The organism is Streptomyces torulosus (assembly GCF_001419765.1).
Taxonomy (GTDB): domain Bacteria; phylum Actinomycetota; class Actinomycetes; order Streptomycetales; family Streptomycetaceae; genus Streptomyces; species Streptomyces torulosus.
Map to the genome: position 1 here is coordinate 1 of NZ_LIRK01000510.1, position 12,387 is coordinate 12,387.

A 12,387-nucleotide genomic window follows, 5' to 3' on the forward strand; every position below is an offset into this window, starting at 1 on the left:
GGGCCTGTCCAACGACGAGATCGCCGAGAAGCTCTATCTCAGCCCGCTGACCGTGCGCACGCACATCCACCGCGCGATGACGAAACTCGGCGCCCGCGACCGGGCGCAACTGGTGGTGATGGCGTACCAGTCGGGCCTGGTGCAGGTCGCACCCCCGGAATGAGCGGTGCACCGCGCCCCGACGGGGACACGGTGCACCGATGCGGCTCGCTTCCGCGGACACCTCTTCGTCCGCCGGGCGGCTACTCCTTGTAGAAGGTGGCGTCCTGCCGGTCGAGGGTCGTGCTGACCGGCTGGGTGTAGAGCAGGTTGTTGAAGTGCCGGATGTAGCGGCCGGGGAAGTTGTACGACTCGTACGACACCCCGGCCGCGCTGTCGGCGAGACCGGCCCGCTGGTGGAAGGAGGCGTCGGCGTCGAACAGGGCCGTGCCGTCGTCCTTCTCCACCCACAGCTCGTTGTTCTTGTGGCGGAGGTAGTAGCCGGGGAAGTTCGCCGACTCCAGGGAGACCGTGCCGCTGCCCGTCAGACCGGTGACGATCCGGAACTGCGAGTCGGCGAGGTTGGTGACGTTGCCCTCCAGCTTCGCGCGGTACTCCCAGTGCCGGATGAACTTGTCCGGGTAGTTGTACGAGGAGAGGCGGACCGGGGTCGCGCCGTCGGCGACGGGGATGCCGAAGTTGGGTGTGCCGTCGGCGTTCCAGTACAGCTTCTGGTACCGGGTGCGGCGGTTGGGGTCGTTGAGCGGGTCGCCGCTGATGTCCTTGTAGTCGCGGTCGTGGTAGACCAGGATGTCCGACTTGCCGTCCTCGGAGACCGTGAAGGTGTTGTGGCCGGGCCCGTACTGGCCGGTCCTGTCGTTGCTCTTGAAGACCGGTGTGGACGTCTTCGCCCAGGAGGCCGGGTTCATCAGGTCGGCGGTGGCGTCGGCGGTGAGCAGGCCGAGGCAGTAGTTGGCGTCGGTGGCGCTGGCCGAGTAGGCCATGAAGACCTTGCCGTTCTTCTGCAGGACGGCCGGTCCCTCGTTGACGCGGTGGCCGACGGTCTCCCAGGAGTACTCGGGCTTGGAGATCATCACCGGGCTGCCGCTGATGGTCCAGGGGTTGGACATCTTCGCCAGGTACAGGTTGGTGCCGCTGCCGACCGCCGGGTCGTTCTGCGCCCAGCTGAGGTAGCGGGTGCCGTTGTGGGTGAAGGTGGTGGCGTCGAGCGAGAAGGTGTCCAGGGGCAGGCTGATGCGGCCCTTCTCGGTCCAGCTGCCGGTGAGCGGGTTGGCGGAGCTGGACTCCAGGACGTACGGGCGGATCTTCCAGATGTCGTTGGAGGCGCCGGCCGCGAAGTACACGTACCACTTGCCGTCGATGAAGTGGATCTCCGGGGCCCAGATGTGGGCGCCCATGTCACCGCTGGCGTGCTTGGTCCAGATGGTCGTCTCCGGGGCCGTGGACAGGCCCTGGAGGGTGGTGGCCCGGCGCATCACGATCTTGTCGTAGGCGGGGACGGTGGCCGTGAAGTAGTAGTAGCCGTCGGTGTGCTTGAAGATGTGCGGGTCGGCGCGCTGGAGCGCGATCGGGTTGGTGAACGTCACGGCGGGGGACGCGGGCGCGGCGGCCTGGGCGGGGGTGGTCACGCCGGTGAGCACGGCGAGCGCCGCTGCCGCGGCCACCACGGCCCGTCTGACGAGTCGTCTCATGTTGTGCGGCCCTTCGGGGTTCGGATGTGCGGGTGGAGCGGACCGGCGGACGGCGTCGGTGTCGGCGTCGGCGTTCGCGGAGGCCGGGGCAGTCCGCCGGTCAGGCGGTCAGGCAGCCGTGTGGTCAGGCAGCCCTGTGGTCAGGCGGGTCAGGCGGTGGTGGGGACGAGCCGCCACTGCTGGCAGTTGTTGTTGAGCCAGGACCACTGGCGTACGTCGGTGCCGTTGGCGGTGCCGCAGTCGGCGGCGTCCATGACCTTGCCGGTGGAGGCGTTGACGATCCGGACGTAGTCGCCGCCGAGGTAGACCATGCGGAACTTCTGGCAGTTGTTGTTCAGCCAGGACCACTGGCGGATGTCGGTGCCGTCGGCGGTGGCGCACTCGGCGACGTCGGCGACCTTGCCGGTGGCGACGTTCACGAGGCGGCTGGTGTCGTCGGCACGGTCCTCGATACGCCACTTCTGGTTGGCGCCGCCGTTGCAGGTCCACTGGAAGATGTTGGTGCCGTCGGCCGTGTTGCCGCCGTTGACGTCCAGGCACTTGCCGCTGTTGCGGTTGACGATGGTGTACGCGTTCGGGGTCGTCGCCGTCTCACCGGAGGGGCCGGCGAGGGTGGTGCCGAGGGCGACGGGCGTACCGAAGTTGGGGGTGCCGTCCGCGTTCCAGGTGAACTTCTGCGCCCGCGTCGTACGGCCGTTGTCGCAGCCGTCGCTCGCCGCGTCGTTGGCGTGGTAGACGATCCAGTTCTCGGTGCCGTCGGGCGAGGTGAAGAACCCGTTGTGGCCGGGCGCGTAGACCCCGTTGGCGTCGCTCCGCTGGAACACGGGGGTCTGCTTCTTGGTCCAGGAGGAGGCGAGCAGCGGGTCCGAACCGGTCAACTCCAGCTGCCCGAGCTTGTAGTCGGGACCCCAGCAGGCGCTCGCGGAGTAGATGAGGAAGGTGCGCCCGTTGCGGTAGAGCGGCTCGGGCCCTTCGTTGACCTCACCGCTCTGCGTCTCCCAGCTGAGCGTGGGGCTGGAGATCACGGTGAAGGTGGAACTGGCCAGCGTGTACGGGTTGCTGAGCGGTGCGATGACGAGGCTCTGCTTGCTGCCGCCCGCCGAACCGCTGCCGACCAGGTACAGCTTGTTGTTGTGCTTGAGCACGCTGGCGTCGATCAGCCAGCCGTTCGGGTTGAGGTTGGACCCGGCTAGCTGGTTCTTGTAGGTGTACGGCCCCATCGGGTCGGACCCGGCGCTCTCCAGGACGTGGGTGCGCTGGTCGTCGCAGCAGGCGGAGCCGCGCGGCCCGGCGGAGTAGTAGAGGTACCACTTGCCGTCGAAGAAGTGGATCTCCGGGGCCCACATGTTCCAGTTGCGGGTGGAGGTGCTGTCCGACCACACCTGGACGCTCGGCGCGGTGCTCAGCCCGGCGAGCGTGGGTGACTTCCGCATGGTCAGCTCACCGGTGAACGAGGTCGTCACCAGGTAGTAGTTGCCGTTGTAGTACTCCAGCCAGGGGTCGGCGCCCTTCTGCGACTTGACCGGGTTGGTGAACGGCTTGCCGTCCGCCGCGGCGGCGGTGCCGGCGGGCTGGACGGCGAGGAGCGACGCGAGGAGGGCCACCAGAGCGGCCCCCCAGGTCACCCAGTGGCGGACTCGTATGCGGACCACGGCAAGTCCCTTCCGGGAGCGGCTCAGCGGGGGGATTGTTCGACATTGCGAACACTGTGCGTAACTTCGGCCAGAAGGTAAGCGTGAGGCAGGAGGGGCGTCAATGGATCGGACACGTTTTTCGTGGCGGACGCCCTCGGAACATGAGCGAGACCCCGACGGAATAGATCACCCTGCGCCTCCGGTTGGCGCCTGCATGGTGAAACAGAACACGGCACGCCACGGCATCTGGAGCAGGGAACTGCGGGCGGAGGACCCCACCCGGCGCGGTGAACTCGCCGAAGCGGCAGCCGAGTTGGAGGAACTTGGCTTCGGCGCGGTCTGGCTGGGCGGCAGCTCCGCCGTACGCCACGCCGTCCCGCTGATCGAGGCGACCACCCGGCTCACCGTGGCCACCGGCATCCAGAGCATCTGGCAGTACGAGGCCGCCGACACGGCCGCTGAGTACGCCGCCCTGGAGGCCACCCACCCCGGCCGCTTCCTGCTCGGCCTCGGCGTGAGCCACGCCAAGCTCGCCGACCAGTACCGGCGCCCGTACTCGGCGATGGTCGCCTACCTGGACGCCCTGGACGCGGCCGGCGTCCCCGCGGAGCGCCGCGTCCTCGCCGCCCTCGGCCCGAAGATGCTCCGCCTCTCCCGCGACCGGGCGGCGGGCTCGCACCCGTACCTGGTCACACCGGAGCACACGGCGGAGGCGCGCGAGGCGCTGGGTGAGGGGCGGCTCCTGGCCCCCGAACTGAAGGTGATCCTGGAGACCGACCCGACCCGCGCCCGCACCACCGCCCGCGACCACCTGTCCTTCTACCTGGGCCTGCCCAACTACACGAACACATTCCTCCGCCTCGGCTTCACCGAGGCCGACCTCACGGACGGCGGCAGCGACCGCCTGATCGACGCGGTGTACGCCTGGGGCGACGAGAACCGCATCCGGGCGCGGGTGGACGAGTTCCACGCGGCGGGGGCGGACCATGTGGCGTTGCAGGTGATCGAGGCGGGGGCGGCGGGGGACGCGCTGCCGAGGGAGGAGTGGCGGCGGCTGGCGGCGCTGCTGAACTGACCAGCCGACGAAGCTGTCGCCTGACGCTGCAAGTACCCGAAGATCGAGAAGGGCCTCCGACGCAGGTCAGAGGCCACTTTTCCAGGCAAAGCCGCAGGTAGCGGCAGACGAGTCGGGCTGTACGCCGGGTTCTGTCGCCCGGTCGCCTCGCGGCGGCCGGGGAGACGGCCATCCATCTAGGGCCGGTGTTGCCACCGGCCTCGTGCGGTCTACCCGCGGACTCGGGCGGGCAGCCCTCGAACGTCCGCGCAGGGCCGCTTCTTACGGCGACCCCTCTTGACCTTGCTCCGGGTGGGGTTTACCTAGCTGCCCAGGTCACCCTGGGCACTGGTGGTCTCTTACACCACCGTTTCACCCTTACCGAGGACCGAGGTCCCCGGCGGTTTGCTTTCTGTGGCACTGTCCCGCGGGTCACCCCGGGTGGCCGTTAGCCACCACCCTGCCCTGTGGAGCCCGGACGTTCCTCGGGAAGCCCCCTAGGGGGACTTCACGCGGCCGTCCGCCCGGCTCGTCTGCCGTGTCGACCATGTTACCGGGCGGCCGGGGCGCTCCGGTCCCGCGGCGGCGTCGGCTGCGACGGCACCCGCCCCGTCCGCTTCCTCCTCGGCCCCGACGTCGCCGTCGCCAGGAACGAGCCCGCCAGGATCAGGGCGAACGCCGCCAGCACCGTCCCCGTCAGGCGCTCGTCCAAGAAGAGCGCGCCTGCCGCCACCGCCACCGCCGGGTTGACGTACGTGAAGACCGTCGCCCTCGTCGGGCCGACCTCGCGGATCAGCTCCAGGAAGACGACGAAGGCGAGCGCCGTGCAGATCACTCCCAGGCCCGCCAGCGAGGCCAGGACGGACGGCGCGGGCATGCTTGTCGGCCAGGTCAGGGCCGCCGCGGGGGCGTAGACGATCGCCGACAGGAGCAGCACCGGGGCGATCAGCTGCAGCGTCGGGACCTGCTTCAGGTGGCGGGCCATGATCAGCGGGGCCGTCGCGTAGCCGATCACCGTGACCGCCACCTCCGCCAGCGAGCGGGCGTCGCCCCCGGTCAGGTGCGGGACCGTGAGGACCCCTACTCCGGCCAGGCCCAGGATCAGTCCCGTCAGTCGCCGTCCGCCCAGGTGCTCCGTGTCGCCGAAGAAGCGGGTCAGGAGCACGGCCACGATCGGTACGCCCGCGATCAGCAGGCCGGCCGTGGAGCTGGAGAGGTGGCGTTCGGCGTCGGTCAGGGTCCACCAGGGGCCGATCACCTCGATCACCGCGAAGGCCAGCATGGGGCGCCAGTGGGTCCGTACGGTCGCGGCCAGTCCGCCCTGGCGGATCGCGAAGGGGAGCAGGAGCGCCGCGCCCAGGGCGCAACGGACGAACACCACCATCGACGGGGACACGCCGTCCACCGCCACTTTGATCATCAGGTAGGGGATGCCCCAGAGGACTCCCATCAGAGAGAAGAGGAACCAGCCGCGTGCAGTCATGGGATGAGTGTCCGGCCGGTGGGGGGTCCGGGTCTTGAACGTTGTTGCGGAGGGAGGAGCGGGCGGGCCGCCCGTCGGGGCCTACGGTCGTACGCCCGTCCTGTACGCCGCCGGGGTCACCCCCAGGACCCGTCCGAACCAGCGGGTCATGTGGGCCTGGTCGGCGAAGCCGACCTGGCCGGCGACCTCCGCCGGGCGGCCGCCCAGTTCCAGGAGGGCGCGGGCCCGGCTCACCCGGTACTGGGCCAGCCAGGCGTACGGGGGCATGCCCATCGTCGTACGGAAGGCGCGCAGCAGCTGGTAGCGGGAGAGGCCCAGGTCGGCGGCCAGGTCGGCGAGGGAGGGCGGGGCCTGGAGTTCGTCGGCCAGGCGGTCGCGTACGGCGAGGGCGATGGTGCCGACGCCGGGGACCGTGTCGGAGGTGGGGCGGGCCGTGGAGTGGCGGCGGGCCAGGGCCGTGAGCAGCCAGGGGACGCGGGACTCCGCCTCCAACGGGTCGGGGTAGGTGCTCAGCTCCGTGTGGGCGATGCGCAGGGCCGCGGCGAGTACGGGGTCGTCGAGGAGGGGCTCCCGGAAGTGCGGGGTGCCGCCGAGGATGCCGTCGGTGAGGAGGGTGGGGGCCGGGTAGAGGGCGCGGTAGGCGTAGGTGCCGTACGCCGACTCGCCGGTGTGGACCTCCCCGGGGGCCAGCACGACGATCGAGCCCTCCCCCACGGTGAGGGCACCGCCCCGGTAGTCGATGCACGAGGCGCCGAGCACGCAGATGCCCACGCTGAACTCCTCGTGGGTGTGCGGGGCGTAGCGGTGGCGGTCGAAGCGGGCGGTCAGCAGGTCGAGGGGGCGGTCGGGACCACCGAGGGTCGCTCGTGTCCACCGGGTTTGTGGAGTCTGGGGGGCCTGCGGGCCCTGCTGCGTCTGCCGCTGCGCCTGATGCTCCTGCTGCGTCTGATGCTCCTGCTGCGTCCGCTGTGCCTGTGCCTGCTGTTCCGTGCCGTCCACGTCCCGTGCCCCCTTCGACGGTCGTCCCGGAGGGTGCAACGCGCGAGTGGCTCGATTCCCTTCCCCGCCGGCCGCGGTGGGCGGTGACCCAGGCCCCGTCACCAGACCCCGTCACCAGACCCCCGGCACCGAGCGGCTCCGTCGTCGCGATCCTCGCCGCCGGCCACTCCTGACCGGAACCCGACCTGTCCTTCGGGGCAGTGCCCCAACAGCCAATAGAAGCACTGTAGTTGAGGCCCCTAACGTGCTTGCCTCACGGACGGCAGCCGCGGGGCGGTGTCGTCCTTCCCATCGACGAGGGGACGCACAGCCATGCGCATCAGCGCGCCCGGAAAAGCCGTCATAGGTGCCTCTCTCGGCACGCTCCTCCTCACCGGCGTCAGTGCCGCCTCCGCGCAGGCCGCACCGGCGCACTACAGCCTCACCGCCGCTCAGGTGTCGAACGTCAGGACCGTCCACGCCGACACGGCCGCCGCGGCGAGCTGCAGGATCAACACCATCAACATCACCCGCACCAGCATGTGCCTGTACGTCGACGCCCGTGTCGACGTGCTCAGGAACGGCAGGCCGGTCGGTTCCGCCACCTTCGACATCAAGCACTCCATGACGTTGAAGACCGACAAGCTGAAGTGGGCGGAGAGCTTCACCGTCGGCAAGGCCAGGCTCGTCAACGCCGGCGGCATACGCGTGAACGTTTCTGTCGGTGGCGGCAAGGGTGTCAAGACCGCCGTCAAGTTCCCGCAGGGGTCCACGCTCGGGCCCGCCCGCAAGGGAACCGTCGGCTATGCCGCCAGAGTCGCGAAGAAGAAGCAGCTGGCCAGTCCCGCCTCCTACCGGTTCACCTTCACCAAGCCCGGCTACTCGACGGGCGGCTTCACCTACAAGTCCGCCAAGTACCGGTGCGACGACACGTTCTGGGGCCCCAAGAAGCGGACCAAGAACCCCGGCTGCGTCTTCCCGGGCGCCTCACCCGTCTTCTCCCTCTCGCGCGGCGACGCGAAGGTGAAGGAGTCCGCCCAGCACATTCTCGACGCGCAGACCAGGATCGCCGGTCACCCGGGTGCCTCGACCCCGCTGCACCGCATCACCAACGAGAAGACCATCAACGCCAACCGCAAGGCCATGTGCGGGAACGTGCCCAACCCCGACCCCACGAAGTACGACTGCGACGAGTACCCCTTCGCGGCGAGCAAGGAAGGGGGCAACCCGGCCCGCGGCAGCACCCGCATCATCTCCGCCGGTGACAACCGCAGCGCCGGGGCCCGCCTCGGCGGCTTCTACAAGAGCCAGCGCGTCCTCAACGGTGACGCCTACTACGTCCACATCCAGTAAGACAGGCGCCATCCAGTAAGGCACGCGACTCGCCTTCCACCGTGCCCGTCTACGCTTCCGAGACACAACCGGCGGGCACAGAAGCACGATGGGGGTTCTCCATGCAGCGTTCCACCTGGCCGCTCCTCGACGGTCGCACCCGGCCGCTCAAGTTGAAGGAGTGGGGGGACCTGGCCGTCATGGACCCCGACGCCGGCAAGCCGCCGCGCGGACACGGGTTCCTGGCCGCCGAGAAGGACTGGCTGCACATCGACGCCGGGAGCGCCCTGGAGAACCCCATCGTCACCCTCTACGCCGGTCAGGACCCGGGCGCGGAGAGCGGCTGGGACGAGGTCGAGGAGATCGCCGTGGTCTCCACGACCGGCTTCCTCACCCTGTGCGACAGCGGGTACGAGCCGTTGCGCAAGGAGAATCTCGCCACCGCGGGAGCGGGCGCCTACCTGGTCCGCGTCCACGCCAGCGACCGTTCGGTGGACGGCAAGCGGCCCCGCTTCCTGATCCAGGTCATCCCCGGCGACCGTACGGGCGCCGAGCCCGAACCGCCCTCCACCACCATCGAGGACGCCGCCGGACCGCTCCTCGTGCGGACGTCCTTCGAGCAGCCGGACGCGTGGGCACGTCTGCTCCAGGCCCTCGAAGAGGGCTCGGAGCACCATGAGTCGATCACCGTCGTCGACAACCCCGCCTACGCCGGGTTCACCGCGGAGCAGATCCTGGCGCGGATCGGGCGCGACGACGAGGACTGGCCGGACAGCACGCTCGTCCTCGTCGCCGACGAGCGGGCACTGGGGTCCGCGGAGTTCCCCTTGCTGGCCGTGAACAACCTGCCCGACGAGGACGACGCCCCGTTCAGGATCACCCTCTCGGCCGCCGGTTCCTTCGTCGACAACATGGAGCTGTCGAACACCTACTTCAGCGAGTGGGCCGGCGGTGTCGAGGCGGACGGCGTCTACCGGGAAGAACACTACTGACGACAGTACTGACAGCTCGTCAGGCTCCATGAGTTCGCCGTCATGAGCTCGCTGCGATGAGGGGACTTGGTCATCGTCCACCGAGCATCCACCGTCGCGGGTGCGGGTGCGGGTGCGGGCGAGCAGCGGGGCCACGTGGCCGCCACCTTGACCCTGCCGCGACGTCAACGTTTCTACTGGTCCCATGCGGATCGGAGAGCTGGCCGCGACCGTCGGGGTGACCACTCGGGCGGTGCGGCACTATCACCACCTGGGGCTGCTGCCGGAGCCGGAGCGGCGGGCGAACGGGTATCGGGACTACACCCTGCGGCACGCGGTCGTGCTCGCGCGGATCCGGCGGCTGACGGAGCTGGGGCTCGGGCTCGCCGAGGTACGTGACGTGCTGGCCGACGACGCGGGGCGTGAGCTCGTCGAGGTGCTCGGCGAGCTGGACGAGGACCTCGCGCGGCAGGAGTCGGCGATCCGGGAGCGGCGGGCCCGGCTGCGGGTCCTGAGGGAGGACGCCCAGCGGGGGCTGCTGCCCGCCGAGGGGCCCGTCTCACCCGAACTCGCCGCCCTCTTCGGGAAGTTCGGGCCCGTGCCGCCCGCGTCCCCCATGGCCGCCAAGGACCGGGAGGTGTTCGCGCTCCTGGAGACGACCGCGCCCCCGGAGGCCCGTGCCGAGCTGCTGGCCGGACTGGAGGCCATGATGGCGGCGCCCGGCGCGGTGGAGCGGGCGCACGAGGCGTACGCGCTGCTCGACGACCTCGCCGACGCCGGCCTCGACGATCCTCGTGTCGACGAGGCGGCCCGGCTCCTCGCCGGCCTCATCCCCGCCGAGCTCATTCCGGCCGACGTCGACCTCGGGCTCGGCACCGGCACCGGCACCGGCACCGGCACCGGCACCGGCGGCCCCGACGCGCGCGGCGGCGGCAACAGCGCCTTCCTGCGGGCCTTCTTCGCCGACTTCGCTCCAGCCCAGGCGGAGGCCATCCGCCGCACGTTCCGGATACTCACGGAGGACCGCCGATGAACCCACCGAGGACGCCGAGGACACCGGGGACGACAGGGACGCCGAGGGAACCGAGGACGCAGAAGACGCCTGCCGTATTGATCGGTGGTGCCCACCGGGTCGTCCGTGCCCTCGTCCGGCACGAACTTCTGCTGCTGGCCAGCCTGTTCCGCTGGATGGTGCGGCGGCCGCACGGGGTCGGCGAGGGGCGGGCCTTCGGGTACGCGCGCGGGCAGGGCGCGATGATGCTCGGCTTCGGGTTCGTGTGCGTCGTCGAGACGGTCACCATGTCCGTGCTGCTCAACGACCATCCGCTGGCGCACCGGGTCCTCCTCGTCCTCGACCTCTACACGATCCTGATCGTCGCCGGACTGCACGCCGCCTCGGTCACCCGCCCCCACGTCCTCACCGACACCACCCTGCGGTTGCGCCGCTTCGCCTCCGTGGACCTCCTCGTCCCGCTCACGGCCGTCTCCTCGATCCGCCGCGAACTGTGCCTGACGCACGAGAAGAAGGACGGGGAGCTGAGTCTGGAGGCCGGTTCGCAGACCACCGTCACCCTCGAACTCTCCGACGACGCGCAGTACTTGACGTTCTTCGGGCGACCCAGGGCGGTCCGGCTCGTACGGTTCCACGCGGACGACGCCGATCGGCTCGTGGGCGAGATCGACCGACTCCGCCGAGCCCAGGGGGACTTCACGCCGGTACGAAGCGAACCTTCGCCACTCCCGGCTCGGCCTGTGTGAGCCGTACGCGCAGCCGTTCCCCCAGCGGGAGCGGCTCGCCGTCCCGGCCGTCGACGCGGCCGATGACCGCCGGGGACTCCAACTGGACGATTCCCCTGGCCGGTCCGCCCTTTCCTGTCCGCTCCTCCTCCACGTCCACCACCCAGCCGTCGAAGACCTCGCCGACCCTGTCCCGGAGCAGCGCGGCCTCCACGAGGTCCACGCACTCGCGCTCCACGCGACCCGCCAGGCGGCTGCCGCCGGCCATCTCGTCCGGGAGGGTGTCGAGGGCGGCCAGGACCCACTCGGGGGCCGGGGTCCCGGCGACCGCGGCGAGGCAGAGTTCCGCGGTGTAGCGGTCGACGAGACGGCGGAGCGGGGCCGTGCAGTGGGCGTAGGGCGCGGCGACGGCGGAGTGCGTGGTGATGTCGGGGAGGGCGCCGTTACGGAAGACCGTGTAGTGGGCGCCGCGCAGCAGGGTCGTGCACTCCTGGAGGAACGCGGCGTGACGGGGGTCGTGCGGGTCGAGGGCGCGGACCAGGCTCGCGTACGAGACGTGGTGCGGCCAGTCGATGTGCAGCGCCGTCGCGGTGCGGCGGAGTCGGCCGACGGCGCCGTCCGGGGCGGCGGGCAGCGTGCGGAGGATTCCGGTGCCGCCGCCGAGCATCAGCTCCGCGGCGGCCATACCGGTGAGCAGGGAGATCTGGGCGTTCCAGGCGTCGGCGGGGAGGGGCGCCCGGTAGGCGAGTTCGAGTGCGTACGCCCCCGGGGCTTCGTGGCCGCCGGTGTCGTCCTGTGCGTACGTCCCCGGCGTCTCGTGCCCGCCGCTGTCGTCCCGTTCGACGATCTCCTGTTCGGGGACGTGGAGGGAGATGCCGCCGCGTTCCACTTCGAGGCGCTCCCGGAGGTGCCCGATCTCCTTGAGGAGGGCGAGGGGTTCCTCGGCGGTGCCCGCGTCGATCTCCTTCTGCACGGACGCGTAGTCGAGCTTGGCGCGGCTGCGGACGAGGGCGCGGCGCACGTCGACGCTCTCGGTACGGCCGTCCGCGTCGAGGTCCAGCGTCCACAGCACCGCCGGGCGGGTGTGGTCCGGGAGCAGACTGGCGGCACCCTCGGAGAGACAGGCGGGGTGGAGGGGGACCTTGCCGTCGGGGAAGTACAGGGTCGTCACCCGGCGGTGCGCCTCCGCGTCGAGCGCGGTGCCGGGGGTGACGAACGCGGCGACGTCGGCGATGGCGTACCGGACCCGGTAGCCCCGGCCGTCGGCCGCGCCCGGGCGGCGGGACAGGTGCATCGCCTGGTCGAGGTCGGTGGAAGTGGGCGGGTCGATGGTGAAGAGGGGGATGTCCGTGGCGTCGTACGACGGGAGCCGGGGCGACTTCGCGGCATGCTCCGCCTCGACGAGGACCTGGAGGGGGAAGGCGTCGGGCACGCCGAGTTCACCGCGGAGCGCGCGCAGGGCCGCCCGCAGGGGGGCCTCGGGGGCGCCCAGGACGCGGAGGTGGCG

At 70.7% G+C, this 12,387-nt stretch carries 11 protein-coding genes and 1 other RNA gene; 6 read left to right on the forward strand and 6 right to left on the reverse strand.

The window, feature by feature from the left end; all coding sequences use genetic code 11:
- Window positions 1–163, forward strand: a 163-nt coding sequence (locus AOK23_RS31425) for a response regulator transcription factor (protein ID WP_169800352.1), incomplete at its 5' end; no start/stop codon positions are given.
- A 79-nt stretch (window positions 164–242) separates the two neighbouring features.
- Here AOK23_RS31425 and AOK23_RS31430 read toward each other — a convergent pair.
- Window positions 243–1,691: a family 43 glycosylhydrolase gene (locus AOK23_RS31430; RefSeq protein ID WP_206336335.1), complete on the reverse strand. Its 1,449-nt coding sequence runs from the start codon at window positions 1,689–1,691 to the stop codon at window positions 243–245.
- A gap of 149 nt (window positions 1,692–1,840) precedes the next feature.
- Window positions 1,841–3,343, reverse strand: a complete 1,503-nt coding sequence (locus tag AOK23_RS31435; protein WP_055715961.1) for a family 43 glycosylhydrolase — start codon at window positions 3,341–3,343, stop codon at window positions 1,841–1,843.
- A 196-nt stretch (window positions 3,344–3,539) separates the two neighbouring features.
- On the opposite strand from AOK23_RS31435, the gene AOK23_RS31440 reads away from it, so the two are divergent.
- Window positions 3,540–4,400, forward strand: a complete 861-nt coding sequence (locus AOK23_RS31440; RefSeq protein ID WP_055715962.1) for an LLM class F420-dependent oxidoreductase — start codon at window positions 3,540–3,542, stop codon at window positions 4,398–4,400.
- Between the two features lie 104 nt (window positions 4,401–4,504).
- On the opposite strand, the gene rnpB is transcribed toward AOK23_RS31440, so the two are convergent.
- The 3 genes from rnpB to AOK23_RS31450 all read right to left on the reverse strand — a co-directional run bounded on the left by rnpB (window position 4,505) and on the right by AOK23_RS31450 (window position 6,693).
- An RNA gene (gene rnpB / locus AOK23_RS31480) (RNase P RNA component class A) lies at window positions 4,505–4,911 on the reverse strand.
- 18 nt (window positions 4,912–4,929) lie between these two features.
- Window positions 4,930–5,862 carry a DMT family transporter gene (locus tag AOK23_RS31445; RefSeq protein WP_107102917.1) on the reverse strand — a complete coding sequence of 311 codons (933 nt, stop codon included), beginning with the start codon at window positions 5,860–5,862 and terminating at the stop codon, window positions 4,930–4,932.
- A gap of 81 nt (window positions 5,863–5,943) precedes the next feature.
- On the reverse strand, window positions 5,944–6,693 hold the full coding sequence (locus tag AOK23_RS31450) for a helix-turn-helix domain-containing protein (protein ID WP_055715968.1): 750 nt from the start codon (window positions 6,691–6,693) through the stop codon (window positions 5,944–5,946).
- A gap of 480 nt (window positions 6,694–7,173) precedes the next feature.
- Here AOK23_RS31450 and AOK23_RS31455 point away from each other — a divergent pair, with 480 nt between their 5' ends.
- From AOK23_RS31455 to AOK23_RS31470, 4 genes are all read left to right on the forward strand, one after another.
- Window positions 7,174–8,193 carry a NucA/NucB deoxyribonuclease domain-containing protein gene (locus AOK23_RS31455; protein WP_055715963.1) on the forward strand — a complete coding sequence of 340 codons (1,020 nt, stop codon included), beginning with the start codon at window positions 7,174–7,176 and terminating at the stop codon, window positions 8,191–8,193.
- Between the two features lie 101 nt (window positions 8,194–8,294).
- Entirely contained in the window at window positions 8,295–9,164 is an 870-nt protein-coding gene (locus AOK23_RS31460) for a DUF6924 domain-containing protein (protein ID WP_055715964.1), read from the forward strand.
- 184 nt (window positions 9,165–9,348) lie between these two features.
- Window positions 9,349–10,176, forward strand: coding sequence for a MerR family transcriptional regulator (locus AOK23_RS31465; RefSeq protein ID WP_055715965.1), 828 nt, complete (start codon window positions 9,349–9,351; stop codon window positions 10,174–10,176).
- The gene (locus AOK23_RS31470; RefSeq protein ID WP_240496652.1) at window positions 10,173–10,901 is read left to right on the forward strand and encodes a hypothetical protein; all 729 of its coding nucleotides are present in this window, start codon (window positions 10,173–10,175) and stop codon (window positions 10,899–10,901) included. The genes AOK23_RS31465 and AOK23_RS31470 overlap by 4 nt, the downstream gene beginning before the upstream one ends.
- Here the strand turns inward: AOK23_RS31470 and AOK23_RS31475 are convergent.
- Window positions 10,852–12,387 (reverse strand): RNB domain-containing ribonuclease (locus AOK23_RS31475; protein ID WP_055715966.1); only part of this gene is annotated, 1,536 nt, incomplete at its 5' end. The genes AOK23_RS31470 and AOK23_RS31475 overlap by 50 nt on opposite strands.